The organism is Variovorax sp. CF079 (genome assembly GCF_900101545.1).
Taxonomy (GTDB): Bacteria; Pseudomonadota; Gammaproteobacteria; order Burkholderiales; family Burkholderiaceae_C; genus Variovorax.
The window spans coordinates 81,625-105,305 of the sequence record NZ_FMZU01000018.1 but is presented as its reverse complement, the minus strand read 5'-3'; the positions used below and the strand labels follow the sequence as shown (position 1 = coordinate 105,305).

Genomic DNA, 23,681 nt, shown 5'->3' with positions numbered 1-23,681 from the left:
CCCGGTTTCGCCGTCCAGCCTGATGGCTGGCTTCGACGACCGTGAGCCTAACTGTTTTTGAAAACCAAAGCTCTAGTGTTCAGCACAAAAAGTCAGCAACAAGTACTACTTTTCTCACGCACATCGCGCTCGCCTGTAGCCATAATGTGCTACATGAAACTCCGTGGCAATGATGCTCCAGACGAGCCAGAGGACGAGTCCGACTACTCCTCCCTTGCGCCGCTCAACCGGGCGCATCTGACGCACGAGCCGGTTCGCCGCGTCCCGACGTGGGCCGGCTTCGCGTGCGCCGTGGCATTGGGTGCGGCGGTGGTCGAGGCGCTCCGGCGCCTGCTCGGTCACTGAGCGCCGAGCGCCAGCCCCGAGATCGATTCTTCACCGCCGGCGAGTGCTTCGGCGCGTGTCAGGATGCCCTGCAGGATTCCCGGCAGCTCGAACACTGCGCGGTTGTGCATCTTGTGGGTCGCGGTGCGGTAGTTGTCCAGATCGCGGACCAGTTCGTCCACCGCGCCGGGCACCTTGGCATAGCTCGCGCATACCAGGCCTACCCCATGCTCGCGCACCCATTGGGCGTTGTAGCGCTCCTGCGGCAAGGTCCAGCTGTTGCACACCACGATCACCGGCAGATGCAGTTGCACCGCCTCGCTGACACTGCCCGGGCCGGGCTTGCCGATGAAGAAGTCGGCCAGTTGCATGTAGCGGGCGACGTCGGGCGTGAAACCCAGCACCAGCCGCGGCGCGCGCGCCGGTTGTGCGCGCAACGCTTTGGCGAGCGCTTCGTTGTGGCCGCAGGCCAGGATGAGCTGGGTGTCGGGCAGGCGCTTCGCGATGCCGAGCATGGCCTTGGAGCCTTGCCCGCCGAAGAGCACCAGGCCGGTTGGGCGATCGGGGTCCAGCCCCAGGCGGCGGCGCTCGGCAGCCCGATCGACGGACTCTGTCTCGTAGAAGGCCGAACGGATCATCATTCCCGAGGTCGCATGGATGCGATCATCCGTGTAGCCCGCTTCACGTGCCTGCTGCACGGCGCGTTCCGAGCCGCAGACGAAATGCTGGTCCTGCCCTTTCTCGATCCAGAAGTGCGGCGGGTGATCGGCCAGATCGGTCAGCACCGTCACGTAGGGCACGCCCGGCAGCGCCGAGGCGACCGACTCGTAGAGCGGCCGGTTGAAGTTCGGAATCAACGACACCACCATGTCCGGCTCGGTCGCCAGCCAGTGCTGCTGCAGCGGGCGCACCAGCTTCGGCTTGGCCCAGCGAATCACGGCCTGCAGCACCTTGAGCTCGTGCGCCAGCCCGATCGTCCAGCCGCGCGCGAGCCGCTTGTTGTAGACGTCCTCCGGGTCCATGCCGGTCAGCTTGCGAAAGCTGTCCTTCGGATCCAGCACTTCGCGCAGATTGACCAGGCGCACGGTCCAGGGCAAGCCCTCGCGCTGGATGGCCGCCTCGAGCGCCAACGCGGAGGCACGGTGCCCGCCGCCGGCGTCGAAGTAGACGAGGTCGACGGTTCGCTGGGCCGGGTGGCGCGAGGAAGTCGATGGCGCGCGCGTCATGCGTGCGCCGGCTCGCGCCGGGAAGCGGCCCGCCCGGCCCGGGTCGCGACCGGCATGTGCTCTGCCCAGCGCAGGATTTCGAGCCTGCCGTCGGCATGCTCGGCCAGCGCCGTGAGGCTCTCGACCCAGTCGCCGTCGTTGGCGTAGAGGATGCCATCGATGTCGCGCAGCACGGCATGGTGGATGTGCCCGCAGACCACGCCCTGCACGCCGCGCTTGCGGGCCTCGCGCGCCACCGCGTTCTCGAAGTCGCCGACATAGCTGACCGCGCGCTTGACCTTCTGCTTCAGGTACTTGGACAGCGACCAGTAAGGCAACCCCAGGCGCGCACGCAGCGAGTTGAGATACCGGTTCAGCTTGAGCGTGAACTCGTAGAGCGAGTCTCCCACGTGGGCCAGCCACTTCGCGCACTGGATCACGCCATCGAACAGGTCGCCGTGCATGATCCAGAGCTTGCGGCCGTCAGCCGTCTCGTGGATCCATTCGTCGGCCACGTCGATGCCGCCGAAGTTGTGATGCAGGTACTTGCGCGCGAACTCGTCGTGGTTGCCCGGAATGAAGATCACGCGCGTGCCCTTGCGCGCCTTGCGCAGCAGCTTCTGGATCACATCGTTGTGCGGCTGCGGCCAGTACCAGTGGCGGCGCAGCTGCCAGCCGTCGATGATGTCGCCGACCAGGAACAGGGTCTCGCACTCGGTGTGCTTCAGGAAGTCGAGCAGCGCCTTCGCCTGGCAGCCGGGCGTGCCCAGGTGCAGGTCGGAAATCCAGAGGGTGCGATAGCGTTGGGGAGGACGCGTGACTTCCTCGTCTTCCGCGGAGGAGGACAGGTCGGCCGTGTTGCGCCATGCACTAAGAAAAGCGTCATCGCGTTGCATGGGTCGTCATCGTCGCCAGCGCGGATGACGGCGCCGTGGCGACGCGGTGAAGCTTCAATGACAGTGCAAATGCGCCACGGCGGCGCTGTCATCCGGCCGCGCAGCGGTGAATCTCGATGGTCGAGTGCCTGATTTCTTCGTGCATCGAAAAGGTCGCACGAACGTCATCGGGCGTCAGCGTTGACGAATGCGTGACAACGCTCAATGCGCACGCATAGGCGCCCTGGCCGACGCGCCACACGTGCAGATCGGCCACGCGCGTTTCCGAATCCGCCAAGCCCTGCTCCACGCCCTCGCGGATCTCGTCGACCACCGGATGGTCCATCTCGCGGTCGAGCAGCACCTTGCCGGTTTCGACAAGCAATCCCCGCGCCCAGCTCGCGACCAGCACGGCACCGACGATGCCCATCAGCGGATCGAGCCAGGCCCAGCCGTAGAGCCAGCCGCCGGCGAGCGCGACGATGGCGAGCACCGAGGTCGCGGCGTCGGCCACGACGTGCAGGTAGGCGGAGCGCAGGTTCAGGTCATGGCCGTGATCGTGCGCGTGGTCGTGATGGGCGTGGTCGTGGTGGTGATGCGCACCACCACCACCGAGCAGCCGCGCGCAAAGCAGGTTGACCAGCAGCCCCAGCACGGCCACGACGATCGCTTCCTTGTAGTGGATCGCAACGGGCGACCACAGCCGCTCGAGCGAACCCACCACCATCAGCACCGCGACGCCGAGCAGGAACAGCGCGCTCGCAAAGCCACCCAGCACTTCGATCTTCCAGGTACCGAAGGCGAAGCGCCGGTCGCCGGCATAGCGCCGCGCCGCCGCATAGGCGAAGGCGCTGAGCCCGATGGCCACGGCGTGCGAACTCATGTGCCAGCCATCGGCCAAGAGCGCCATCGAGTTGAACCACCAGCCGGCGCCGATTTCCAGCAGCATGGCGGCGGCCGTGATCCACATCACGAGCCGCGTGCTGCGTTCGGCGGCATGGCTGTCGCCCTGGAATCGGTGTTCGTGCTGCCACCCGCTGAGATCGTGCGTATGCATGAAAAAAGACCCTCAGTTGCCGAACATGTCGCCGTCGCGCTGCGGCGCCGCGACGCCCAGATGCCGGTACGCGGCCAGCGTGGCGATGCGCCCGCGCGGCGTGCGCTGCAGGTAGCCCTGCTGGATCAGGTAGGGCTCGATCACGTCCTCGATGGTGCCGGCCTCCTCGCCGATGCTGGCCGCGATGTTGTCCAGCCCGACCGGACCGCCGTCGAAGCGGTGGATGACGGCCTCCAGCAGCTTGCGGTCCATCAGGTCGAAGCCCTGCGGGTCGACATCGAGCATGGCCAGCGCCTTGTGGGCCAGGTCTTCGGTGATGCGCCCGTCGCCCTTGACCTGCGCATAGTCGCGCACGCGGCGCAGCAGGCGGTTGGCGATGCGCGGCGTGCCGCGCGAGCGGCGTGCGATCTCGAGGCCGCCGGCCTCGTCCATCGGCACGGCCAGCAAACCGGCGCTGCGGCGCACGATGCGCGCCAGTTCCTCGGCCGTGTAGAACTCCAGCCGCGCGACGATGCCGAAGCGATCGCGCAGCGGATTGGTCAGCATGCCGGCGCGCGTGGTGGCGCCGACCAGCGTGAAGGGCTGCAGGTCGAGCTTGATGCTGCGCGCCGCCGGGCCCTCGCCGATCATGATGTCGATCTGGTAGTCCTCCAGCGCCGGGTAGAGGATTTCCTCGACCACCGGCGAGAGGCGGTGAATCTCGTCGATGAAGAGCACGTCGTTGCGCTCGAGGTTGGTGAGGAGCGCCGCCAGATCCTTGGGCTTCTCGAGCACCGGGCCCGAGGTCTGGCGCAGGTTCACGCCGAGCTCGGCCGCGATGATGTGAGAGAGCGTGGTCTTGCCGAGGCCCGGCGGGCCGAAGAGCAGCACGTGGTCGAGCGCCTCGGCGCGGTGGCGGGCGGCGCCGATGAAGATCTCGAGCTGCTCGCGCACCTTGGCCTGGCCGACGTACTCGTCGAGCAACTTGGGCCGCAGGGCGCGCTCGATCGCCTCTTCGTTGGGCGAGGCGGGCGCGGCGGAGACCACGCGTTGCGGGGCCGGAGCGAAATCGTCGGTCTGGATGGTCATGGGCGGTAGGCTGAAGGAACAGTTTAGTCGGCCGAACGGCCATCCGAGTGCAGCACCGGGGCCTCCGAGACGGATGCCTCGTGCAGAATGCGCGACCGAGGAGGGTACGAGAAGCGTGTCGATCTACGAACTGAAGCCGCGATTCCAGGCCCTGCTGCGGCCGCTGGTCGTGCGCCTGCACGCCATGGGCGTCACGGCCAACCAGGTCACCGTGGCGGCCTGCGCGATCTCGGTCGCGCTCGGCCTCTGGCTCTTCTTCGCCGCGCCCTCTCCGGCCGCCTTCGCGCTGATCCCGCTCTGGATGTTCCTGCGCATGGCCTTCAACGCGATCGACGGCATGCTGGCGCGCGAGCACAACCAGCAGAGCGCGCTCGGCGCCTTTCTCAACGAGCTGACCGACGTGCTCTCCGATGCGGCGCTCTACCTGCCCTTCGCGCTGGTCGCACCGTTCAGCCCCTTCTGGGTCGGCGTCGTGATCGTGCTGGCGGGCTTGAGCGAGTTCACCGGCGCGCTGGGCCCGACGGTGGGCGCCTCGCGCCGCTACGACGGTCCGCTCGGCAAGAGCGACCGGGCCTTCGTGTTCGGTGCGCTCGGCCTCTACATCGCGCTCGGCGGCCCGCTGCCGGCATGGAGTGCATGGCTCATGCCGATCGTCGCGGTGCTGGTGGCCTGGACCATCGTCAACCGCATCCGCCGCGCGCTGGCCGAAGCCGGCGCCGCAACCCGCACCTGAGACGAGAAATCCGAATGACCGACGCCCGCGTGCCACACGAACACCACTTCAGCACCCACGACGACGTGTCGCTGTTTTACCGGCACTGGCCGGCGACGGGCAGCGCGCGGCGCGGCGCCATCGTGCTGTTCCACCGCGGCCACGAGCACGGCGCACGCATGGCGCATTTGGTCGACGAGCTCGATCTGCCGGACTTCGATTTCTTCGCCTGGGATGCGCGCGGCCACGGCAAGTCCCCGGGCCAGCGCGGCTACAGCCCGAGCTTCGCGACCTCGGTGCGCGACGTGCAGACCTTCGTCCAGCACATCGCCAGCGCGCATGGCGTGCCGCCCGAGGACATCCACGTGATCGCGCAGAGCGTGGGCGCGGTGCTGGTCGCGACCTGGGCGCACGACTATGCGCCCCGGGTGCGCGGGCTCACGCTGGCTTCGCCGGCCTTCAAGGTCAAGCTTTACGTCCCCTTCGCGCGGGCCGGCCTCGGGCTCATGCACAAGCTGCGCGGGCTGTTCTTCGTCAACAGCTACGTGAAGGCGAAGTTCCTCACGCACGACCCCGAACGCATCGCGAGCTACGAAAGCGATCCGCTGATCTCGCGGCCGATCGCGGTCAACATCCTGCTGGGCCTTTACGAGGCGGCCGATCGCGTGGTGGCGGATGCCAATGCGATCACGCTGCCCGTGCATCTGCTGATCTCCGGCGCCGACTGGGTGGTGCATCACAAGCCGCAGCACCTGTTCTTCGATCGGCTCGGTAGCGCGATCAAGACCAAGTTGGAATTGCCCGGCTTCTTCCACGACACGCTGGGCGAGAAAGACCGCGCGCCCGCGGTGCAGGCGATCCGCGAATTCATCCTGCGCCTGTTCGACGAGGCGCCGCAACCCGTCGACCTGCGCTCGGCCCACCTGAGCGGCGAGACCGCCGATGAATCGCGCGCGCTCGCCGAGCCGCTGCCCGCCCTGTCGCCGCGCAGAGCCTACTGGGCGATCACCCGTGGAAGCCTGCGCTTCGGCGGCCTGCTGTCGCGCGGCGTGAAGCTGGGGCACGAGACGGGTTTCGATTCGGGCAGCACGCTCGACTATGTCTACCGCAACGAGCCCCGAGGCGCCGGGCCGATCGGTCGCTCCATCGACAGAACCTACTTGAATTCCATCGGCTGGCGCGGCATCCGGCAGCGCAAGGTCCATGTCGAAGAGCTGCTCCGCGAAGCGATGGAACGACTGGCCGAGCAGCACCGCGAAGTGCGCCTGATGGACATTGCCGCCGGCCACGGCCGCTACGTGCTCGACGCGGTGCAGGCCAGTCCGGTCAAGGCCGGCTCGATCCTCTTGCGCGACTACAGCGACATCAACGTGCACGACGGCCGCGCGCTGATCGCCGAGAAGGGCCTGGAAGATGTCGCGCAGTTCGTCCAGGCCGATGCCTTCGACCGCCTGGGTCTCGCGAGCGTGGTGCCGCGGCCCACGCTGGCGGTGGTCTCGGGCCTCTACGAACTCTTCCCCGACAACGAGATGGTGAGCCGCTCGCTGGCCGGCGTCGGCGACGCGGTGGAAGACGGCGGCTACCTGGTCTACACAGGCCAGCCATGGCACCCCCAACTGGAGATGATCGCGCGCGCCCTCACCAGCCACCGCCAGGGCGATGCCTGGGTCATGCGACGCCGCACGCAGGCCGAGATGGACCAGCTGGTCGAAGCGGCAGGCTTTCGCAAGATCGACCAGCGCATCGACGAATGGGGCATCTTCACGGTCTCGCTGGCCGTACGCACCGGTCCATGAAACCCTCGCGCGGACCACGGCCCTGGAAGCGCGCCGCCGCCTGGCTGGCGCTGCTCGGTCCGCTGTTCTATGCCACCTACGGCTTCGCCAACTGGTGGGCCGCAACACGCGCGCACGTGCCGGTGCTGGTGTTCGAGTGGGAGCGGGGCGTGCCCTTCTGGCCCTGGACCATCTTTCCGTACTGGACCATCAATGCCTTCTATGCGCTGTCGCTCTTTCTCGCGAGCGACCGCCATACGCTGGATCGACATGCAGCGCGGCTGCTGACAGCGCAGGTTCTTGCGGTCAGCTGCTTCATCCTCTGGCCGCTGCGCTTCAGCTTCGGGCAGCCGGCGGTCGAGGGCGCACCGGCCTTCCTGTTCGACGCGCTGCGCGGCTTCGATCAGCCCTTCAACCAGGCGCCCTCGCTGCACATCGCGCTGGCGGTGATCCTGTGGGACTGGTACCGGCGCCTGATCCATACGCGCTGGGCGCGCGCACTGCTGCATGTCTGGGCCTTTGCGATCTGCGCCTCGGTGCTCACCACCTGGCAGCACCACTTCATCGACATCCCGACCGGTGCGCTGCTGGGCCTGGTCTGCGTCTGGCTCTGGCCGCTCGAACGCGTGCTGGCGATGCCGCGCGCCTGGCGGCTCGCGCGCGGCCCGCAACGCTGGAAGCTGGCCGGCTTCTACGCGGCGGGTGCGCTGCTCTTCTTCGCCGCGGCGCTCGGCCTGCGCGGTGCCGCGCTCTGGCTGATGTGGCCGGCCTTGTCGCTCGCGCTGGTGGCGCTGAACTACGCAGGCCTGGACGCGCACGGCTTCCAAATGGACCACCACGGCCGCATGCACTGGGCCGCGCGCTGGCTGTTCGCGCCCTACCGCCTGGGCGCCGTCGTCAACGCGTGGCTCTGGACACGGCGGCTGCCCGCCTCGGTCGAAGTGGCGCCCGGCCTGCGCCTCGGCCGCCTGCCGACGCGCGCCGAGTGGGAGGCCGCGGGACGGCCGCGGCTTCTGAGCCTCTGTGCCGAACTGCAGACGCTGCCGGTGCCCGGCGCGCGCTGCGTGCCGATGCTCGATCTCACGGTACCGACGGCACTGCGGCTGCAACGCGCCGTCGCCGTCATCGAGGGCCAGCGCCGCAGCGGTCAGGCGGTGTGGGTCTGCTGCGCGCTCGGCTTCTCGCGCAGCGCGGCCTCGGTGATCGGCTGGCTCGGCGTTCACGGCGCCGCCGGCACCATGGCGCTCGCGCACGATGCGGTGCGCCGCGCGCGCCCGCAGATCGTGCTGCGCCCGGCCTGGCTCGCCGCGCTCGATCAACTGGCCACCTCGGGAAAGACACGCGATGAATGACGACAACGACCGCGCACTGTGCACGGCCACGGCCGGATTGCTGCGCGCCAGCGACGCGCTCGCCTTTTGGGGCCTTGCCCTTTCCTTCATCTCTGGTCTGGTGCTGGCTCTGACGGGGCGCTCGCTGGGCTCGGCCGCCTGGATCGCCTACGCGGCCGTCGCGTTGATCGGACTGCCGGAGCGCTACCTCGCGCTGCGCCTGCGGTTCGACGCAACCCTGTTCGACGGGCTCGCGACAGCGACGATCGCGTCGCTGCCCTCGATGGACCGCGCGCTCGAACAGCTCGGCCTGCGGCGCGGTGGCGACGGCTCGCGCCCGCTGACCGATCGCGTGCTCGGCACTCGCCAACTGGTGCAGCGCCACGGCATCGCGGTCATCGCGCAGACCATCGTCTTCGCGATGGCGCTCGCGATGCAGGACTGGCGCTGAGGCCACGCATGAATCCCGAGGAGTTGTCATGAGTTCTTCCGAATCGGGCGGGCTGCGCAAGGCGGCGGCCGTCGTCTCGGCCTGGCTGATCGTCGTCTTCGCCAAGCTCCTGACCGGCGTGCGCGCCATCTGGGCCGGCACCAGCCCGAAGGCCGAGCAGACGCTCTACTTCGCCAACCACACCAGCCATGGCGACTTCGTGCTGCTGTGGGCCACGCTGCCGCCGGACCTGCGCGCGCTCACACGGCCGGTGGCCGGGCAGGATTACTGGGACGCCTCGCCGCTGCGCCGCTTCATCGGCCGCGACGTGTTCAACGCATTGATGATCCGCCGCGACGGCAGCGCCGCCGGCGGCGAAGCGGCCAACCCGGTCGACCAGATGACCGAGGCGCTGCGCTCGGGCGACTCGCTGATCATGTTTCCCGAAGGCACGCGCAACATCGGCGAGGAGGTGCTGCTGCCGCTCAAGAGCGGGCTCTACCACCTGGCCCGCGCCTGTCCTCAGGTGCGGCTGGTGCCGGTTTGGATCGAAAACCTCAAGCGCGTGCTGCCCAAGGGCACGCTGGTGCCGATTCCGCTCGCCTGCAGCGTGCGCTACGGCACGCCGATCAGCCTGGCCGAAGACGAAGACAAGAACGCGTTCATCGCGCGGGCGCGCGCGGCGATGCTCGATCTGCGGCCCGAGTACGACCGCGCGGAAGAGATCTCGCCATCATGAACATCTCTGCCTCCACCGAGACCACGCTCACGCTCTTCGGCGGCGTCGCCGGCGTGCTGATCCTCGCCTCGGCCATCGGCGCGCTGCTCAAATGGCGCGTGGCGCAGGGCCAGCCCCATTCGGTGATCGACAACCTGAACTCGCGCGTCAACGCATGGTGGGTGATGGTCGCGGTGATCGGCATCGCTTTCGCGTTCGGCAAGGGCGGCGTGATCCTGCTGTTCTACCTGATCTCGTTCTACGCGCTGCGCGAATTCATGAGCCTGGCCTATACGCGGCGCGGCGACCACCATGCGATCGCGCTCGCCTTCTTCGTCGCGCTGCCGGTGCAGTACTTCCTGATCTGGATCGAGTGGTACGGGCTCTACTCGATCTTCATCCCGGTCTACGCCTTCCTGGTGCTGCCGATCCTCGCCGCGGTCGGCGGCGACACCAAGCGCTTCCTCGAGCGCACGTCCAAGGTGCAGTGGGGGCTGATGGTCTGCGTGTTCTGCATCAGCCACGTGCCGGCGCTGCTGACCTTGCAGATCCCTGGCTTCGAAGGCCGCAACCTGCTGTTGATCGCCTTTCTCGTGATCGTGGTGCAGGGCAGCGACGTTCTGCAGTACGTCTGGGGCAAGCTCTTCGGCCGGCGCAAGGTGGCGCCCGAGCTCTCGCCGTCGAAAACCTGGGAAGGCCTGATCGGCGGCGTGGCCAGCGCCACCGCGCTGGGCGCCGCGCTCTACTGGGCCACGCCCTTCAATGCCTGGCAGGCGGCGCTGATGGCGCTGACCATCTGCGTGATGGGCTTCTTCGGCGGCCTGGTGATGTCGGCCATCAAGCGCGACCGCGGCGTCAAGGACTGGGGCACGATGATCGAAGGGCACGGCGGCATGCTCGACCGGCTCGACTCGGTGATCTTCGCGGCGCCGATCTACTTCCACGCACTGCGCTACTGGTGGGTTCCATGACGGCATCCGAAGAGGCGTCACTATTTTTCGAGACTGCGGCGCAATGGAAGAAGTGGCTCGCCACCCATCACGCCACATCGGCGGGCGTGTGGCTGCGCCTCGCGAAGAAGGACAGCAGCGAGCGCTCGGTGAGCTATGCCGAAGCGGTCGAGGAAGCGCTTTGCCAGGGTTGGATCGATGGCCGGAAGAAGGCCGATGACGACAGCTTCTGGCTGCAGCGCTTCACGCCGAGGTCGGCCAGGAGCGTCTGGTCGAAGATCAATCGCGACAAGGCCATGACGCTGGTGAAGGAGAAGCGCATGCGGCCGGCCGGCAAGGCGCAGATCGATCGGGCGAAGAAGGACGGTCGCTGGGAAGCGGCCTACGACGGCGCACGCACGTCCGCCATCCCGCCCGATCTGAAGGCCGCGCTCGACGCCGATCGCCACGCGGCCGCCTTCTTCGAGACGCTGGATGCCGCCAACCGCTATGCAATTCTGTGGCGCCTACAGACTGCCAAGAAAGCAGAGACGCGCGAACGCCGACTCGCGCAGTTCGTGGCGATGCTGGCGCGCCACGAGAAGATCCACGCCTGAACGCTACTTCGCCAGCGCCTTCAGCGCCAGCTTGATTCCTTCGCCCACCGCCACATCCTTCGGCAAGGCCTTGAGCGAGGCGGCGGCCTCCTTGTCGCTGTAGCCCAGCGCGACCAGCGCTTGCAGGATGTCGGCCTGCGCATCGGTCGCCGCATGCGCAGGCGCGCCGATGTCGGCGCCCAGCTTGCCCTTGAGTTCGAGCAAGAGCCGCTCGGCGGTCTTCTTGCCGATGCCGGGAATCTTCACCAGCCGCCCCGCGTCCTGCAGGGTGATGGCCTGCGCGAGCTCGGCGACGCTGAGGCCGGACAGCACGCCCAGCGCCATGCGCGGTCCGACACCCGAGATCTTGATGAGCTGGCGAAAAGTGGCGCGCTCGTCGGCGCTGCCGAAGCCGTAGAGCACCTGCGCATCCTCGCGCACCACGAAATGCGTGAGCAGCGAAACGCGTTCGCCGGTGGAAGGCAGGTTGTAGAAGGTGCTCATCGGCACGTCGACCTCGTAGCCAACGCCGTTGCAGTCCACCACCACCTGCGGCGGATTGCGTTCGGCCAGGATGCCGGTGAGTTTGCCTATCATGTGTGCCCTTCTCGCTTTGAAATGAAATCCGCGTGATTCTGCGACACACCTTCGCCCCGCCCAACAACACGCGCCTGGGGCACCTCTGCGGGCCGCTCGACGCGCACCTGCGGCGTATCGAGGAGGCGCTCAACGTCAAGATCGCGCACCGGCACGAGCAGTTCAAGATCGAGGGGCCCAAGCTCAACGCACAGCGCGCGATGGACGTGCTGCAGGCGCTCTACGAGATCGCCCAGCGCCCGATCGATGCGGCGGTGGTGCAGCTCACGGTGGCGGGCGACAGCTCGATGACCGAGGCCGACGACGGCGCGGTGACGCTGGCCACGCGCCGCACCGACCTGCGTGCGCGCACGCCCAACCAGAGCGTCTACCTCGACAACATCGCCAACCACGACATCACGATCGGCATCGGCCCCGCCGGCACCGGCAAGACCTACCTCGCCGTGGCTTGCGCGGTCGATGCGCTGGAGCGCAGCGCCGTGCAGCGCATCGTGCTCACGCGCCCCGCGGTGGAAGCCGGCGAACGGCTCGGTTTTTTGCCCGGCGACCTCACGCAGAAGGTCGACCCCTACCTGCGGCCCTTGTACGACGCGCTCTACGACCTGATGGGTTTCGATCGCGTGCAGAAGGCCTTCGAGCGCAACACGCTGGAGATCGCGCCGCTTGCCTTCATGCGCGGCCGCACGCTCAACAATGCCTTCGTGATCCTCGACGAGGCGCAGAACACCACGCCCGAGCAGATGAAGATGTTCCTGACGCGCATCGGCTTCGGCGCCAAGGCGGTGGTGACCGGTGACGTGAGCCAGATCGACCTGCCCAAGGAGCAACTGAGTGGCCTGATCGATGCCGAACGCGTGCTCAGGCGCGTCAACGGCATTGCCATCACGCACTTCACCAGCGCCGACGTGGTGCGGCATCCACTGGTGGCGCGGATCGTCGATGCCTACGACGGTGCGCGCAAGCGCGCTGCGAGCCGCTGAGATGGCGCTCGCCGCCTTGTCGCTGTCGCTGCAGTTCGCGCGCTTTCGCGACGCGGCGCGCCACCGCGCCGCGCTGCCGCGCCACCAGGTCGCGCGCTGGATCCGCCATGCGCTCGATGCCGACGGCGAGATCACCGTGCGCATCGTCGATGCCGAGGAAGGCCAGCAGCTCAACCGCGAATTCCGCGGCAAGGACTACGCGACCAACGTGCTGACCTTCGACTATGCACAAAGCCCGGTCGTGATGGCGGATCTGGTGCTCTGCGCGCCGGTGGTTGCGCGTGAAGCGAAGGAACAGCGCAAGACACTGGCCGCGCACTATGCGCACCTGCTGGTGCACGGCACGCTGCATGCGCAGGGCTGGGACCACGAGACTGGTGAGGCCGACGCCGAGGCGATGGAGGCGCGAGAGATCGAGATCCTCGCGCGGCTCGGCATCAAGAACCCCTACTGAAGCTCACGGCGATATCTGCAGCGGAATCGTGACCGGCCCGTCGTTCACCAGCCGCACCTGCATGTCGGCGCCGAACTCGCCGGTGGCCACCACCGGATGCGCGTCGCGCGCCCGGGCCACGAAGTACTCGTAGAGCCGGCGCCCCTCGTCGGGCGGCGCCGCCTGCGTGAAGCTCGGGCGGTTGCCGCCGCTCACATCGGCCGCCAGCGTGAACTGGCTCACCACCAGCAGGCCGCCGCCGATGTCCTGCACGCTGCGGTTCATCTTGCCGGCCTCGTCCGAGAAGATGCGCAGCTTCAGGATCTTCGCGAGCAGGCGATCGGCCAAGGCATCGCCGTCGCCGCGCTCCGCGCAGAGCAGCACGAGCAGGCCTGCATCGATGGCGCCGACGGTGCGGCCGCCGATGTCGACGCGCGCTTCGGCCACGCGCTGGAGCAGCGCCTTCATGCGTCGTCCTCGATCTGCGTGGCGCGCGCTTCCATGCCCAGCGGCAGCAGCTGGATGGTCACGCGCAGGCCGGGCACCGCGTCCATCAGCGCCTGCTCGAGCGCATCGCGCAAGGCCGCTGCGCGCTCGAGCGACCAGTCGCCGGGCACGTGCATGTGCAGGTCGGCAAAGCGGCGCTGGCCGGCACGGCGCGTCGCGATGTCGTCGAAGCGAAGCTGCGCGCCCTCGGGCACGCTGGCGGCAAAGCTTTCCAGCGTGGCGTGCAGCAGCGCCTGCGACGCGGGGTCGAGCGCCTCGTCCATCAGCCCCTGCGACGAACGCCACACCAGTTTCACCCCTTCGCGCGCGATGTTCAGCGCCACGCCGATCGCGAGCAGCGGATCGAGCCAGAGCCAGCCCGTGAGGCCGACCGCGGCGATGCCGATCACGACCGCGGCCGAGGTCCAGACATCGGCCAGCAGGTGCCTCCCATCGGCCTCCAGTGCGATGGAGCGGTGCACGCGCGCCGCGCGAAACAGCGCGAAAGCCAATGCGGCATTGAAGCCCGAACTGAGGATCGACAGCGCCAGGCCCCAGCCCAGCTTGTCCAACGGCTCGGGCGAGAGCAGCCGCAGCACCGCCGCCCAGAGGATAGCGATGGCCGCGCCGATGATCAGGATGCCTTCGAAGCCCGACGAGAAATATTCGGCCTTGTGATGGCCATAGGGATGGTCTTCGTCGGCCGGCCGCGCGGCGATCGTGACCATCGCGAGCGCGAACATCGCGCTGGCCAGGTTCACGAAGGACTCCATGGCGTCCGAGATCAGGCCCATGGAGTTCGTCAGCCAGCCGGCCGCACCCTTGAGCACGATCGTGATCAGCGCGACGGCGATCGAGGCGCGCAGCAGCAACTGCGGGCTCAACGCGGCCGGAGACGAAGAACGGTCGGTGGTGGACAAGGGAAAACGAGACATCGCCGCAGAAAGGTGGCGAATTATCGTGGCACGGCCGCGGTGCTCGCCCTCGCTTACCATGTGCAGGAACAAGAAACCCGGACAGGAGTGCTCATGAAGAAACGCTTGGCCATGAGCTTGTGCGGTCTGCTTCTGCTCGCCAGCGCCGGCGCTCTGGCCCAGGCGCTGGCCGCGGAGCATGCCGGCATCCTGAAGTCGGTGCGCGGCAGCGTTCAGCTTCTCAACACCGACGGCACCGCGCGTCCGGCGCACGCCGGCGACGCTATCGCACCGATCGACCGCATCGTCACCGAGGCCGACTCGGCCGCCAGCCTGGTGCTGCGCGACGGCACGACGATGGTGGTGGGGCCCTCATCGCGGCTCGACCTCAAGCAGTTCCATTTCGATCCGGCCACGCGCGACGGCGGCTTGCTGGTTTCGCTGCTCCGCGGATCGCTGCGCATGGTGACCGGCCTGATCGGCAAGACCCAGCCCGACGCCGTGCGGATCGAGACGCAGACCGCCACCATCGGCATCCGCGGCACGGACTTCATCGTGCAGGCGGACGCGCAGCAGTGAACACGTCTCGCCTTTTCTCCGGGCTTGTCGTTGCCGTCCTGTCGGCTACGCTGCTGGCGGCCTGCTCCAGCACATCACCCTCGTCTTCGTCCACGCGGGTTGTGTTGTTGCCGCAAGCCGACGGCAGCTCGTCGGCCCTGGTCGTGCGCAGCAACAATGACTTCGAAGAGACGCTCTCGAAACCTTATCAGCGCGCCACGACCGCCACGCGTGGCGCGCCGGTGGTCGATCAGGCCGATCCGGCCCGGGTGCAAGCCGAACACAAGTTGCTCTTCGAGCTGCTGCCACCCCCGGTCCCGCACTAAACGGCGTATTTCAGGTCCCCAGTGCGCTGAAGAGCAGGCTCCGGCTCAGCTCAAGCTGACGCGCGCGAATTTGCGCTTGCCGACTTGCACGACATAGCTGCCCGCCGCCAGCTTGAGTCCCTTGTCGCTCACCACGCTCGAATCGACCCGCACGCCGCCGCCATCGATGAGCCGGTTGCCTTCGGAGGTCGAGGCCGCCAGCCCCGCCTGCTTGAGCACCTGGGCGATGCCCAGCGGCGCGCCCGAGAGCGCCACCTCCGGAATCTCGTCCGGCACGCCGCCCTTGCTGCGGTTGATGAAATCCTGCTCGGCCGCCTCGGCCGCCGCCTGGCTGTGGAAGCGCGCCGTGATCTCCTTGGCGAGCGCGACCTTGGCATCCTTCGGATTGCGGCCGCCCTCGACCTCGGCCTTGAGCGCCGCGATCTCGGCCAGCGAGCGGAAGCTCAGCAAGGTGTACCAGCGCCACATCAGCGTGTCCGAGATCGACAGCACCTTGGCGAACATGGTGTTGGCGTCCTCGCTGATGCCGATGTAGTTGTTCTTGCTCTTCGACATCTTCTCGACGCCATCGAGCCCCTCCAGCAGCGGCATAGTGAGTATGCACTGCGGCTCTTGGCCGTATTCTTGTTGGAGATGTCTGCCGACCAGTAGATTGAACTTCTGGTCGGTGCCGCCCAGTTCGAGGTCGGACTTGAGCGCCACCGAGTCGTAGCCCTGCATCAGCGGATAGAGGAACTCATGCACCGAGATCGACTGGCCGGCTTTGAAGCGCTTGCTGAAGTCGTCGCGCTCCATCATCCGCGCCACGGTGTACTTGGCCGCCAGCTGGATCATCCCGCGCGCACCCAGCGGGTCGCTCCACTCGGAGTTGTAACGAATTTCGGTCTTCGAGGGGTCCAGCACCAAGCTGGCCTGCCGGTAGTAGGTCTGGGCGTTGGCCTCGATCTGCTCGCGCGTGAGCGGCGGCCGGGTGCTGTTGCGGCCGGAGGGGTCGCCGATGGTGGTGGTGAAGTCGCCGATCAGGAAGATCACGGTGTGGCCGAGGTCCTGCAGCTGGCGCATCTTGTTGAGCACCACCGTGTGGCCGATATGGATGTCGGGCGCCGTCGGGTCCAGGCCCAGCTTGATCCGCAACGGCTTGCCGGTCGCCTCGGCGCGCTGGAGCTTCCTCACCCACTCATCCTGGGGCAGCAATTCGTCGACCCCACGAAGTGAAACTTCAAGGGCGCGTCCTACACCATCGGACAGGCTTGCGGTTGTAACAAAATCGGGGTTCATGGCGCTTTTTGGCTGATTTGACTATGGCCGAAGCTATACTCAGCCCGACTTTTCAAGCGCCGGATTCTAAGCGGCGCTTTTTTTTCCGCACCGTCCTGCCGCCCGTCCGACACGGTCTTTGCAGCGCGGATTTGCTGAACCTGAGCTGGAATTCGAAGTTTGATCAACGGCATTCTTGCCGCCGAGGAGGCGCTTGCTTCCCGCGTGGCCTATACATTCCGGACGTACCCGAGGCAGATCACGGCGGCCATCGCCGCGCTGCTGCTGTCCGCCGGCGGCGGTGCCTTCGCCGTTGCATCGCTCGGCCCCGATGCGTCCGAGCTGCCCGTCAAGCAAGTGTTCGAAGCCGTCACCCCACGCTCCTTCGCCGACCAGGTGGAAGCGCTCGATACCCACGGTTTCACGCTGTTCCGTACCGAAATCACCCGTTCGAGCGACACGGCCGAAGCGCTGCTGCGCCGACTGGGCATCGACGACGCCGCAGCAGCCGCCTTCGTGCGCGGCAATGCCGAGGCTCGCATGGCCCTGTTCAGCCGCGTCGGCCGCACCGTGACCGCCGAGGCCACGCAAGAAAACACCTTGCAAAAACTCAGCGCCCGCTGGATTCCCGACGGCGACGGCGGCTTCAAGCGCCTGGTGGTCGAAAAGATCGGCGCCGGCTATCGCGTGCGCACCGAAACCGACGCCCTGACCCCGGGCAGCCGGCTGGCCAGCGGCATCGTTCGCAGCTCGCTCTTTGCGGCCACCGACGATGCACGCATCCCCGATTCCGTGGCGAGCCAGCTGGCCGACATCTTCTCGGGCGACGTCGATTTCCGCTCGCTGCGCAAGGGCGACCGCTTCGCCGTCGTCTACGAAACCTTCGATGCCGACGGGCAGACGCTGCGCAGCGGCCGTGTGCTGTCGGCCGAGTTCGAGAGCAACGGCAAGCTGCACCAGGCATTGTGGTTCCAGGAGCCCGGGCAAAAGGGCGGTTACTACCGTCCCAACGGCGAGAGCCTGCGTCGCGCGTACCTGAACTCGCCGGTCGAGTTCTCTCGCGTGTCGAGCGGCTTCGCGATGCGCATGCACCCCATTCTCAACAGCTGGCGCCAGCACAACGGCATCGACTATGCCGCGCCCACCGGGACGACCGTGCGCAGCGTGGGCGACGGCACGGTGGAATTCGCAGGCACGCAGAGCGGCTACGGCAACATCGTGATCGTGAATCACCGCAACCACCAGCAGACGGCCTATGCGCATCTGAGCCGCATCGACGTCAAGGTCGGCCAGAGCCTGAGCCAGGGCCAGACCGTTGGCGCGGTCGGCTCCACCGGCTGGGCCACCGGTCCGCACCTGCACTTTGAGTTCCGGGTGAATGGCGAATACCAGGATCCGGCCACCATCGCCCAGCAGGATGGCGGCGTGCCGATCACCGCGGCGGCGCGGCCGGCCTTCGAGCGCCTTGCCGGCGCTACGCGCACGGAACTGGCTGCCGCCTTCTCGGTCGTCCAGGCCAGCGCAGACTAGGCGTTTTTCGCTCCCGGCGATGGCTGAAGAGCTCTTCATCGGCCTGATGTCCGGCACTTCGCTCGACGGTGTCGACGGCGTCCTGGCCGACTTTTCGGAAGGACGCATCGCAGTGCGGGCACACGCCACCGCCAGCTTTCCCGTTTCTCTGCGCGCCGAGCTGGAGGCGCTCAATGCGCTGGGCGGCGACAACGAATTGCACCGAGCCGCACTGGCCGGCAATGAGCTCGCAAGGATTTACGCGAGCGTGGTGCAACAGCTGCTGGCCGATACCGGCACCGCCGCCGAGGCCGTGACGGCCATCGGTGCACACGGCCAGACGGTGCGCCACCGGCCGGGCGAGTTCGACGACGTCGGCTACACGTTGCAGATCAACAATCCCTCGCTGATCGCGGAGCTCACGGGCATCCGGGTGGTGGCCGATTTCCGCAGCCGCGACCTCGCAGCCGGTGGCCAGGGCGCGCCGCTGGTGCCCGCTTTTCATCGGGCGCTGTTCGCGCGCGACGACCAGGCCGTCGCCGTGCTGAACATCGGCGGAATCTCCAATCTGAGCCTGCTGCCGGCCGGCAGCGGCACGGTGCTCGGCTTCGATTGCGGGCCGGGCAACGCGCTGCTCGACCACTGGTGCCAGAGCCACAACGGCCAGCCCTTCGACCATGCCGGCCAGTGGGCTGCCAGCGGCCGGGTGCTGCCCGACCTGCTCTCGCGTCTTCGGTCCGACGCCTACTTCGCCAAGGCGCCGCCCAAGAGTACCGGGCGGGACCTGTTCAACCCGACCTGGCTGGCCTCGCATCTGGGCACCTCGGCGGCCGCGCCGGCCGACGTGCAGGCGACCCTGGCCGAGCTGACCGCTACGGTCTGCGCCGCGGATCTGCAGCGCCATGGCGCCGGCAGCGAGCTGCTGATCGTCTGCGGTGGGGGCGCGCTCAATCACCACCTCCTGGCCCGCCTGCAGGCGCTGCTGCCCACCGTGAAGGTGGTCTCCTCCGCCGACCGCGGCCTGCCGCCCCAGCAGGTCGAGGCTGCGGCCTTTGCCTGGCTGGCGCGCAGCACGATGCGCGGCGAATCGGGCAACCTCGCCAGCGTGACCGGCGCCCGCGGCGCACGCGTGCTCGGCGCCATCTACCCGGCCTGAAGGCCTGGAAAACCTCGGGCAGCAAAAAGCCGCCCGAAGGCGGCTCTTTGGCGGAGGGTTACTGCATCAGGCCGAGAAGCTCGATCCGCAGCCGCAGGTGCTGGTGGCGTTCGGGTTCTTGATCACGAACTGGGCGCCCTGCAGATCTTCCTTGTAGTCGATCTCGGCACCGACCAGGTACTGGTAGCTCATGGCGTCGATCAGGAGCGACACGCCGTTCTTGGTCATGGTCGTGTCGTCCTCGTTGGTGATTTCATCGAAGGTGAAACCGTACTGGAAGCCGGAGCAGCCGCCGCCCTGCACGAACACGCGCAGCTTGAGGTCGGGGTTGCCCTCTTCTGCGATCAGGTCAGCCACCTTGGCGGCCGCACTGTCCGTGAAGATGATCGGCTCGGGCATCTGGGTCTGGATGTTTTCGGCAACGGCACTCATGTGGGAGAACTCCTGTGGAGGCCGAACGTGCGGCCAATGAGAGTGATGCTACTGCAATCAGCAAAAAGCCGCCCGAAGGCGGCTCTTTGACAGTGCGAGCGATAAGCCCAAAAGGCGATCAGCGCTTCGAGAACTGCTTGCGGCGGCGTGCGGAATGCAGACCGACCTTCTTGCGCTCGACTTCACGCGCATCGCGCGTCACGAAGCCGGCCTGGCTCAACACCGGCTTGAGCGTCGCGTCGTAGTCGATCAGCGCACGGGTGATGCCGTGGCGCGTCGCGCCTGCCTGGCCCGATTCGCCGCCGCCCGCCACGTTGACCATGATGTCGAAGGTTTCGACGTTGTTGGTCAAGAAGAGCGGTTGCTTGGCGATCATGATCGACGTTTCGCGGCCAAAGAAATCCTGGATGTCTTTGCCGTTGACCGTGATCTTGCCGGTGCCTTTTTTCAGAAACACGCGGGCGACGCTCGATTTGCGACGGCCGGTGCCATTGTTCCATTCACCAATCATTCTCAAGGCTCCTTACAGTTCCAGCACTTTGGGCTGTTGGGCGGTATGCGGGTGCTCTGCGCCGCCGTACACCTTGAGTTTCTTGATCATTGCGTAGCCGAGCGGGCCCTTGGGCAGCATGCCCTTGACGGCCTTTTCCAGGGCGCGGCCCGGATGCTTGGCTTGCATGTCGCGGAAGTTGGTGGCCGTGATGCCGCCCGGGTAGCCCGAGTGGCGGTAGTACACCTTGTCAAGCGGCTTGGCGCCGGTGACGCGCAGCTGGGCTGCGTTGATGATGACGATGAAGTCACCGGTATCGACGTGAGGCGTGTAAATGGCCTTGTGTTTGCCGCGCAAACGGAGAGCAACTTCGCTGGCTACTCGTCCGAGGACCTTGTCGGTCGCGTCAATCACAAACCACTCGTGCGTCACGTCAGCGGGCTTGGCGCTGAACGTTTTGGTCATGAGTTTTCCTGCAAAGGAAGGTTTGGCGGGCCCTTTTCCACGGTCGGCGTTCCTCTGGCGGGAATCTCTTAGGTGGGGTTTTGAAGCTTCGCCGCGGGGCCACAAAAGCGCTGCGAAGCCAACGATTATACGAAGAATCGATCCAGCCGGGCAAATCCGGGGCCCCGGCGCCCTAGCGAATCACGCGAACGAGTTCGATCGATTCGCTCGTGCTGCTCGAATTGCCGCGCCGATGCTGAGCCTCGAAGCGCACGACGCGGCCCAGCTCGCGGGCGTACCAGGCTGTGGCCTCGAACGGCGTCCCGACCAGGGAGGCGCCGGTGCCGTACGAGGCATAGATCCATCCCGTGTACGCGATCTGGACGGCCCGGACTTCCGTTCCGTCCACGCGCATCGATCGTTCGCCGACGACGACGGCATCCAGTTCGTGCCGCCACTTCTCGCCCGTGGTCGCGACATAGTCTAGGTGCCAGCGCATGCCTGGCTTGATGTCCTTGCGACCCCATCCGCCCGGCGGCGAAGACGAATCGAAGTACCCGCCGGCCGGAGAAGCGACTGTCACAACCCGTCCGTCCGCCTTCTCGATCCGGCCGCCCATGTTGAAGAACAGTTCGTCGTCCGTGATGCGATCCAGCCGGTAGACGACCGAAGCACGGTTTCCGGTCAGTCGGTCCGTGCGTACATATTCGAGCGCATTGCCGGGACGAAGGGGATCGGTCAACCCGCGCGGGCCCATCGCGCCATCGCCGCCCTCGGCGCGGCGCGCCATCGCAGCCTGCGCCCGGGCGGGGATTTCCGCGACGAAGTCGGCCGGCACCGCGAAGTTGAGGCTGCCGGCTTCGCGCACGCCGAAAGTCGTGATGCCGACCAGGCGCCCCTCGCTGTCGAACAACCCGCCGCCGCTCGAGCCGGGAGAGATCGGCGCTGTGGTCTGCAGCAGGCGGGCGTCGGCAAGATCGCCACCGCGCAGGCCCGACAGGATCCCCTCGCCGAGGGTGTTCTCGAAGCCGCGCGGGCTGCCGATGGCATACACCCGCTGTCCCACGCGCGCCGCGCCGGCCGGTGCGATCTGCAACGGCGCCACGCGGAAGTTGGCCACCTTGATCTGGCACAAGTCCCGCTCGACGTCCGGATATTCGAGCGTCGCGCCGTAGGTGACGTTGTCTTGCCGAATCACGAAGCTGCTCGCCTTGGCCAGTACGTGGCAATTGGTGACCAGGCGGCCGGGCGCGACCACCACAGCGCTGCCGCCGCGCAGCGGGCGCTCCTGGGCATCGAAGGTGCGCACGGTCCAGACGCCGGGCGAGACTTTTTCGAACAGCGCGTCGGGTTCCAGCGCCTGCGCGCCGCTGGTGGCCAAGCCGCCTGCGATGAGCAGCGAGGTCCAGCGCAACGAATTCTTCATTGCCATCGTCATGGCTTGGCCGGCAGCAAGGCGTTGAGGTCGTCCATCGAGACCCGTGCAGCGGATGCGGGAACCGCACCAGCCGGCTCGGGCGCCGCCGGGCGAGCGCCTTGGGCGCTGCTGCCGCCGGGATCCTTCTTCGCCACCACAGTGCCGGTCACGGGGGGCTTGGCGGCGGCAAGCGGGGTCGTCGTGCCCACGCTCACCCCCGCCACGGGCTGGTCGCCCTGCTGCGTGCTGCGGTCGAAGGTGCGCTCCTCGCCGAAGACGAGTTGCATCCAGCTCGGATAGTTGAAACCCGAGCCGGTCCCCACATCGATCGCGGCGCCGATTGCACCGCCGATGAGGACGTTGCCCACCATGCCCGCATTCACGCGTGAAACGGCCGATCCGACGGCTGGCGCCTGTCCCGCCTGCGTGCAGTGGATCGAAAGATTGCCACCCGAGCGCCGCACGGGCACGCTCTGTCCGGACAGCCCGAGGGCCTCCCCCTTGTCGTTGGAAAGCCTGCATTCCGCGCCTTCGACCGTCTGTCCGCCCGGGGTGAGCGTCTCGATCTTCACGGTCTGCGTGGTGCCGTGCGTGACGGAGGCGCAGCCCGTCAAAATAGACAGAACGGCTGCGCCCACGCACAGGCCCCAGAATCGCCAGCTTGCTCCTCGCATCCTCGACCCCTCTTGTAATTCAATGTTACGGCGCGTGAGTCTAGCGTTCCCCCGTTCATCTTCCAGGCACTATTTCTCATGTTCAGCTACCGCCACGCCTTCCATGCCGGCAACCACGCCGACGTGCTCAAGCACACGGTGCTGATTGCCACGCTCGACCACCTGCTCGAAAAAGAGGCGGCCCTGACGGTGGTCGACACGCACGCAGGTGCCGGCCTCTACCGGCTCGACGGCGACTACGCGGGCACCAGCGGCGAGGCCGCCGAGGGCGTGCTGCGCCTCCTTTCGGAGGCGAAAGACGCGGCCGGGGCACCGCTGCCCGATGCGCTCGCGCGCTACCTCGAAGTGGTCCGCGACTTCAACCCCAAGGGCGGCGCGCGCATCTACCCCGGCTCGCCCTTCATCACGCACCACCTGCTGCGCGAGCACGACAAGCTCAAGCTCTTCGAGCTGCACCCGACCGATGCGCGCACCCTCGACGCCAACATCGCGCAGCTCGAGGCCGGGCGCCAGATCGCGGTGCTGCGCGACGACGGTTTCGGCAGCGCGACCAAGTTCCTGCCGCCGCCCTCGCGCCGCGCGCTGGTGCTGTGCGACCCGAGCTACGAGATCAAGAGCGACTATGCGCGCGTGCTCGATTTCGTGACCGCGGCGCTCAAGCGCTTCGCGACCGGCACCTATGCCGTGTGGTATCCGATCATTCCGCGGCCCGAGGCGCACGACCTGCCGCGCCGGCTCAAGACGCTGGCCACCAAGGCCGGCAAGTCCTGGCTGCATGCGACGCTGACGGTCAAGTCGAGCAAGATCGTCACCGACGCGTCGGGTGCCACGCACCGGCCGGGCCTGCCGGCGAGCGGCATGTTCCTGATCAATCCGCCCTACACGCTGAAGGCGCTGCTCGAGCCCGCGCTGCCGCAGATGGCGCAGCGCCTCGGCCAGGATCGCCACGCCGCCTCCTCGCTCGAGAGTGGCGGCTGAGCCGGCCGCC

28 protein-coding genes are annotated in these 23,681 nt (G+C 67.4%); 15 read left to right on the top strand and 13 right to left on the bottom strand.

Annotated features, from left to right (window positions below; genetic code table 11):
• The first annotated feature begins 153 nt into the window (after window positions 1-153).
• Window positions 154-345, top strand: a complete 192-nt coding sequence (locus BLS74_RS23355) for a hypothetical protein (RefSeq protein ID WP_139191730.1) — start codon at window positions 154-156, stop codon at window positions 343-345.
• On the opposite strand, the gene BLS74_RS23350 is transcribed toward BLS74_RS23355, so the two are convergent.
• From BLS74_RS23350 to ruvB, 4 genes are all read right to left on the bottom strand, one after another.
• Window positions 339-1,550 carry a glycosyltransferase gene (locus BLS74_RS23350; protein WP_093109536.1) on the bottom strand — a complete coding sequence of 404 codons (1,212 nt, stop codon included), beginning with the start codon at window positions 1,548-1,550 and terminating at the stop codon, window positions 339-341. The genes BLS74_RS23355 and BLS74_RS23350 overlap by 7 nt on opposite strands.
• The gene (locus BLS74_RS23345) at window positions 1,547-2,425 is read right to left on the bottom strand and encodes a UDP-2,3-diacylglucosamine diphosphatase (protein ID WP_093109535.1); all 879 of its coding nucleotides are present in this window, start codon (window positions 2,423-2,425) and stop codon (window positions 1,547-1,549) included. The genes BLS74_RS23350 and BLS74_RS23345 overlap by 4 nt, the downstream gene beginning before the upstream one ends.
• Before the next feature lie 88 nt (window positions 2,426-2,513).
• A complete protein-coding gene (gene dmeF, locus BLS74_RS23340; protein WP_093109534.1) occupies window positions 2,514-3,461 on the bottom strand; it encodes a CDF family Co(II)/Ni(II) efflux transporter DmeF in 948 nt (315 codons plus the stop codon).
• Between the two features lie 12 nt (window positions 3,462-3,473).
• On the bottom strand, window positions 3,474-4,529 hold the full coding sequence (gene ruvB / locus BLS74_RS23335; RefSeq protein WP_093109533.1) for a Holliday junction branch migration DNA helicase RuvB: 1,056 nt from the start codon (window positions 4,527-4,529) through the stop codon (window positions 3,474-3,476).
• Between the two features lie 115 nt (window positions 4,530-4,644).
• Here ruvB and BLS74_RS23330 point away from each other — a divergent pair, with 115 nt between their 5' ends.
• The 7 genes from BLS74_RS23330 to BLS74_RS23300 are packed head-to-tail and all read left to right on the top strand — an operon-like array spanning window position 4,645 to window position 11,041.
• A complete protein-coding gene (locus BLS74_RS23330; protein ID WP_093109532.1) occupies window positions 4,645-5,262 on the top strand; it encodes a CDP-alcohol phosphatidyltransferase family protein in 618 nt (205 codons plus the stop codon).
• A 14-nt stretch (window positions 5,263-5,276) separates the two neighbouring features.
• Complete coding sequence (locus BLS74_RS23325; protein ID WP_093109531.1) at window positions 5,277-7,037, top strand: bifunctional alpha/beta hydrolase/class I SAM-dependent methyltransferase; 1,761 nt, start codon at window positions 5,277-5,279, stop codon at window positions 7,035-7,037.
• Entirely contained in the window at window positions 7,034-8,368 is a 1,335-nt protein-coding gene (locus BLS74_RS23320; protein ID WP_093109530.1) for a phosphatase PAP2/dual specificity phosphatase family protein, read from the top strand. The genes BLS74_RS23325 and BLS74_RS23320 overlap by 4 nt, the downstream gene beginning before the upstream one ends.
• Window positions 8,361-8,798: a hypothetical protein gene (locus BLS74_RS23315; RefSeq protein WP_093109529.1), complete on the top strand. Its 438-nt coding sequence runs from the start codon at window positions 8,361-8,363 to the stop codon at window positions 8,796-8,798. Before BLS74_RS23320 ends, BLS74_RS23315 begins: the two co-directional genes overlap by 8 nt.
• Before the next feature lie 28 nt (window positions 8,799-8,826).
• Window positions 8,827-9,516: a lysophospholipid acyltransferase family protein gene (locus tag BLS74_RS23310; protein WP_093109528.1), complete on the top strand. Its 690-nt coding sequence runs from the start codon at window positions 8,827-8,829 to the stop codon at window positions 9,514-9,516.
• Complete coding sequence (locus BLS74_RS23305; RefSeq protein WP_093109527.1) at window positions 9,513-10,466, top strand: phosphatidate cytidylyltransferase; 954 nt, start codon at window positions 9,513-9,515, stop codon at window positions 10,464-10,466. Before BLS74_RS23310 ends, BLS74_RS23305 begins: the two co-directional genes overlap by 4 nt.
• Window positions 10,463-11,041, top strand: a complete 579-nt coding sequence (locus BLS74_RS23300; protein WP_093109526.1) for a YdeI/OmpD-associated family protein — start codon at window positions 10,463-10,465, stop codon at window positions 11,039-11,041. Before BLS74_RS23305 ends, BLS74_RS23300 begins: the two co-directional genes overlap by 4 nt.
• 3 nt (window positions 11,042-11,044) lie before the next feature.
• On the opposite strand, the gene ruvA is transcribed toward BLS74_RS23300, so the two are convergent.
• The gene (gene ruvA, locus BLS74_RS23295; protein WP_093109525.1) at window positions 11,045-11,617 is read right to left on the bottom strand and encodes a Holliday junction branch migration protein RuvA; all 573 of its coding nucleotides are present in this window, start codon (window positions 11,615-11,617) and stop codon (window positions 11,045-11,047) included.
• Window positions 11,618-11,649: 32 nt separating this feature from the next.
• Between ruvA and BLS74_RS23290 the strand changes: the two genes are divergently transcribed.
• A complete protein-coding gene (locus BLS74_RS23290) occupies window positions 11,650-12,597 on the top strand; it encodes a PhoH family protein (RefSeq protein ID WP_093109524.1) in 948 nt (315 codons plus the stop codon).
• A gap of 1 nt (window position 12,598) precedes the next feature.
• Entirely contained in the window at window positions 12,599-13,051 is a 453-nt protein-coding gene (ybeY, locus tag BLS74_RS23285) for an rRNA maturation RNase YbeY (RefSeq protein ID WP_093109523.1), read from the top strand.
• A 3-nt stretch (window positions 13,052-13,054) separates the two neighbouring features.
• Here the strand turns inward: ybeY and dtd are convergent, their stop codons facing one another.
• Window positions 13,055-13,498 carry a D-aminoacyl-tRNA deacylase gene (dtd, locus tag BLS74_RS23280; protein ID WP_093109522.1) on the bottom strand — a complete coding sequence of 148 codons (444 nt, stop codon included), beginning with the start codon at window positions 13,496-13,498 and terminating at the stop codon, window positions 13,055-13,057.
• A complete protein-coding gene (locus BLS74_RS23275; protein WP_093109521.1) occupies window positions 13,495-14,451 on the bottom strand; it encodes a cation diffusion facilitator family transporter in 957 nt (318 codons plus the stop codon). Before BLS74_RS23275 ends, dtd begins: the two co-directional genes overlap by 4 nt.
• Window positions 14,452-14,544: 93 nt before the next feature.
• Between BLS74_RS23275 and BLS74_RS23270 the strand changes: the two genes are divergently transcribed.
• A complete protein-coding gene (locus tag BLS74_RS23270) occupies window positions 14,545-15,009 on the top strand; it encodes a FecR family protein (RefSeq protein ID WP_093109520.1) in 465 nt (154 codons plus the stop codon).
• Window positions 15,006-15,314, top strand: coding sequence for a hypothetical protein (locus tag BLS74_RS23265; RefSeq protein ID WP_212733689.1), 309 nt, complete (start codon window positions 15,006-15,008; stop codon window positions 15,312-15,314). The genes BLS74_RS23270 and BLS74_RS23265 overlap by 4 nt, the downstream gene beginning before the upstream one ends.
• Before the next feature lie 45 nt (window positions 15,315-15,359).
• On the opposite strand, the gene tyrS is transcribed toward BLS74_RS23265, so the two are convergent.
• Window positions 15,360-16,592: a tyrosine--tRNA ligase gene (tyrS, locus tag BLS74_RS23260; protein ID WP_093109519.1), complete on the bottom strand. Its 1,233-nt coding sequence runs from the start codon at window positions 16,590-16,592 to the stop codon at window positions 15,360-15,362.
• Window positions 16,593-16,751: 159 nt separating this feature from the next.
• On the opposite strand from tyrS, the gene BLS74_RS23255 reads away from it, so the two are divergent.
• Both BLS74_RS23255 and BLS74_RS23250 read left to right on the top strand, forming a co-directional pair.
• Window positions 16,752-18,101: a M23 family metallopeptidase gene (locus BLS74_RS23255; protein WP_093109518.1), complete on the top strand. Its 1,350-nt coding sequence runs from the start codon at window positions 16,752-16,754 to the stop codon at window positions 18,099-18,101.
• Between the two features lie 19 nt (window positions 18,102-18,120).
• On the top strand, window positions 18,121-19,236 hold the full coding sequence (locus BLS74_RS23250) for an anhydro-N-acetylmuramic acid kinase (RefSeq protein WP_093109517.1): 1,116 nt from the start codon (window positions 18,121-18,123) through the stop codon (window positions 19,234-19,236).
• A 66-nt stretch (window positions 19,237-19,302) separates the two neighbouring features.
• Here the strand turns inward: BLS74_RS23250 and erpA are convergent, their stop codons facing one another.
• The 5 genes from erpA to BLS74_RS34825 all read right to left on the bottom strand — a co-directional run bounded on the left by erpA (window position 19,303) and on the right by BLS74_RS34825 (window position 22,591).
• A complete protein-coding gene (gene erpA, locus BLS74_RS23245) occupies window positions 19,303-19,668 on the bottom strand; it encodes an iron-sulfur cluster insertion protein ErpA (RefSeq protein WP_019656358.1) in 366 nt (121 codons plus the stop codon).
• 118 nt (window positions 19,669-19,786) lie between these two features.
• Window positions 19,787-20,179 (bottom strand): 30S ribosomal protein S9, encoded by a 393-nt coding sequence (rpsI, locus tag BLS74_RS23240; RefSeq protein ID WP_093109516.1) that lies wholly within the window; start codon window positions 20,177-20,179, stop codon window positions 19,787-19,789.
• A gap of 12 nt (window positions 20,180-20,191) precedes the next feature.
• Entirely contained in the window at window positions 20,192-20,623 is a 432-nt protein-coding gene (rplM, locus tag BLS74_RS23235) for a 50S ribosomal protein L13 (RefSeq protein ID WP_028249522.1), read from the bottom strand.
• A 172-nt stretch (window positions 20,624-20,795) separates the two neighbouring features.
• On the bottom strand, window positions 20,796-21,983 hold the full coding sequence (locus tag BLS74_RS23230; protein ID WP_170855688.1) for a S1C family serine protease: 1,188 nt from the start codon (window positions 21,981-21,983) through the stop codon (window positions 20,796-20,798).
• 53 nt (window positions 21,984-22,036) lie between these two features.
• The gene (locus BLS74_RS34825; protein ID WP_212733688.1) at window positions 22,037-22,591 is read right to left on the bottom strand and encodes a hypothetical protein; all 555 of its coding nucleotides are present in this window, start codon (window positions 22,589-22,591) and stop codon (window positions 22,037-22,039) included.
• 180 nt (window positions 22,592-22,771) lie between these two features.
• On the opposite strand from BLS74_RS34825, the gene rlmJ reads away from it, so the two are divergent.
• Window positions 22,772-23,671 (top strand): 23S rRNA (adenine(2030)-N(6))-methyltransferase RlmJ, encoded by a 900-nt coding sequence (gene rlmJ, locus BLS74_RS23220; RefSeq protein ID WP_093109514.1) that lies wholly within the window; start codon window positions 22,772-22,774, stop codon window positions 23,669-23,671.
• The last annotated feature ends 10 nt before the right edge of the window (window positions 23,672-23,681 follow it).

Coding starts and splice junctions, on each gene's coding strand:
- ruvB (WP_093109533.1), bottom strand. CDS start 4,529: ATGACCATCCAGACCGACGATTTCGCTCCGGCCCCGCAACGCGTGGTC.
- BLS74_RS23250 (WP_093109517.1), top strand. CDS start 18,121: ATGGCTGAAGAGCTCTTCATCGGCCTGATGTCCGGCACTTCGCTCGAC.
- erpA (WP_019656358.1), bottom strand. CDS start 19,668: ATGAGTGCCGTTGCCGAAAACATCCAGACCCAGATGCCCGAGCCGATC.
- BLS74_RS23270 (WP_093109520.1), top strand. CDS start 14,545: ATGAAGAAACGCTTGGCCATGAGCTTGTGCGGTCTGCTTCTGCTCGCC.
- BLS74_RS23275 (WP_093109521.1), bottom strand. CDS start 14,451: ATGTCTCGTTTTCCCTTGTCCACCACCGACCGTTCTTCGTCTCCGGCC.
- rlmJ (WP_093109514.1), top strand. CDS start 22,772: ATGTTCAGCTACCGCCACGCCTTCCATGCCGGCAACCACGCCGACGTG.
- BLS74_RS23315 (WP_093109529.1), top strand. CDS start 8,361: ATGAATGACGACAACGACCGCGCACTGTGCACGGCCACGGCCGGATTG.
- BLS74_RS23300 (WP_093109526.1), top strand. CDS start 10,463: ATGACGGCATCCGAAGAGGCGTCACTATTTTTCGAGACTGCGGCGCAA.
- BLS74_RS23310 (WP_093109528.1), top strand. CDS start 8,827: ATGAGTTCTTCCGAATCGGGCGGGCTGCGCAAGGCGGCGGCCGTCGTC.
- BLS74_RS23320 (WP_093109530.1), top strand. CDS start 7,034: ATGAAACCCTCGCGCGGACCACGGCCCTGGAAGCGCGCCGCCGCCTGG.
- dtd (WP_093109522.1), bottom strand. CDS start 13,498: ATGAAGGCGCTGCTCCAGCGCGTGGCCGAAGCGCGCGTCGACATCGGC.
- BLS74_RS23350 (WP_093109536.1), bottom strand. CDS start 1,550: ATGACGCGCGCGCCATCGACTTCCTCGCGCCACCCGGCCCAGCGAACC.
- ruvA (WP_093109525.1), bottom strand. CDS start 11,617: ATGATAGGCAAACTCACCGGCATCCTGGCCGAACGCAATCCGCCGCAG.
- BLS74_RS23345 (WP_093109535.1), bottom strand. CDS start 2,425: ATGCAACGCGATGACGCTTTTCTTAGTGCATGGCGCAACACGGCCGAC.
- BLS74_RS23305 (WP_093109527.1), top strand. CDS start 9,513: ATGAACATCTCTGCCTCCACCGAGACCACGCTCACGCTCTTCGGCGGC.
- rplM (WP_028249522.1), bottom strand. CDS start 20,623: ATGACCAAAACGTTCAGCGCCAAGCCCGCTGACGTGACGCACGAGTGG.
- rpsI (WP_093109516.1), bottom strand. CDS start 20,179: ATGATTGGTGAATGGAACAATGGCACCGGCCGTCGCAAATCGAGCGTC.
- BLS74_RS23355 (WP_139191730.1), top strand. CDS start 154: ATGAAACTCCGTGGCAATGATGCTCCAGACGAGCCAGAGGACGAGTCC.
- BLS74_RS23325 (WP_093109531.1), top strand. CDS start 5,277: ATGACCGACGCCCGCGTGCCACACGAACACCACTTCAGCACCCACGAC.
- ybeY (WP_093109523.1), top strand. CDS start 12,599: ATGGCGCTCGCCGCCTTGTCGCTGTCGCTGCAGTTCGCGCGCTTTCGC.
- dmeF (WP_093109534.1), bottom strand. CDS start 3,461: ATGCATACGCACGATCTCAGCGGGTGGCAGCACGAACACCGATTCCAG.
- tyrS (WP_093109519.1), bottom strand. CDS start 16,592: ATGAACCCCGATTTTGTTACAACCGCAAGCCTGTCCGATGGTGTAGGA.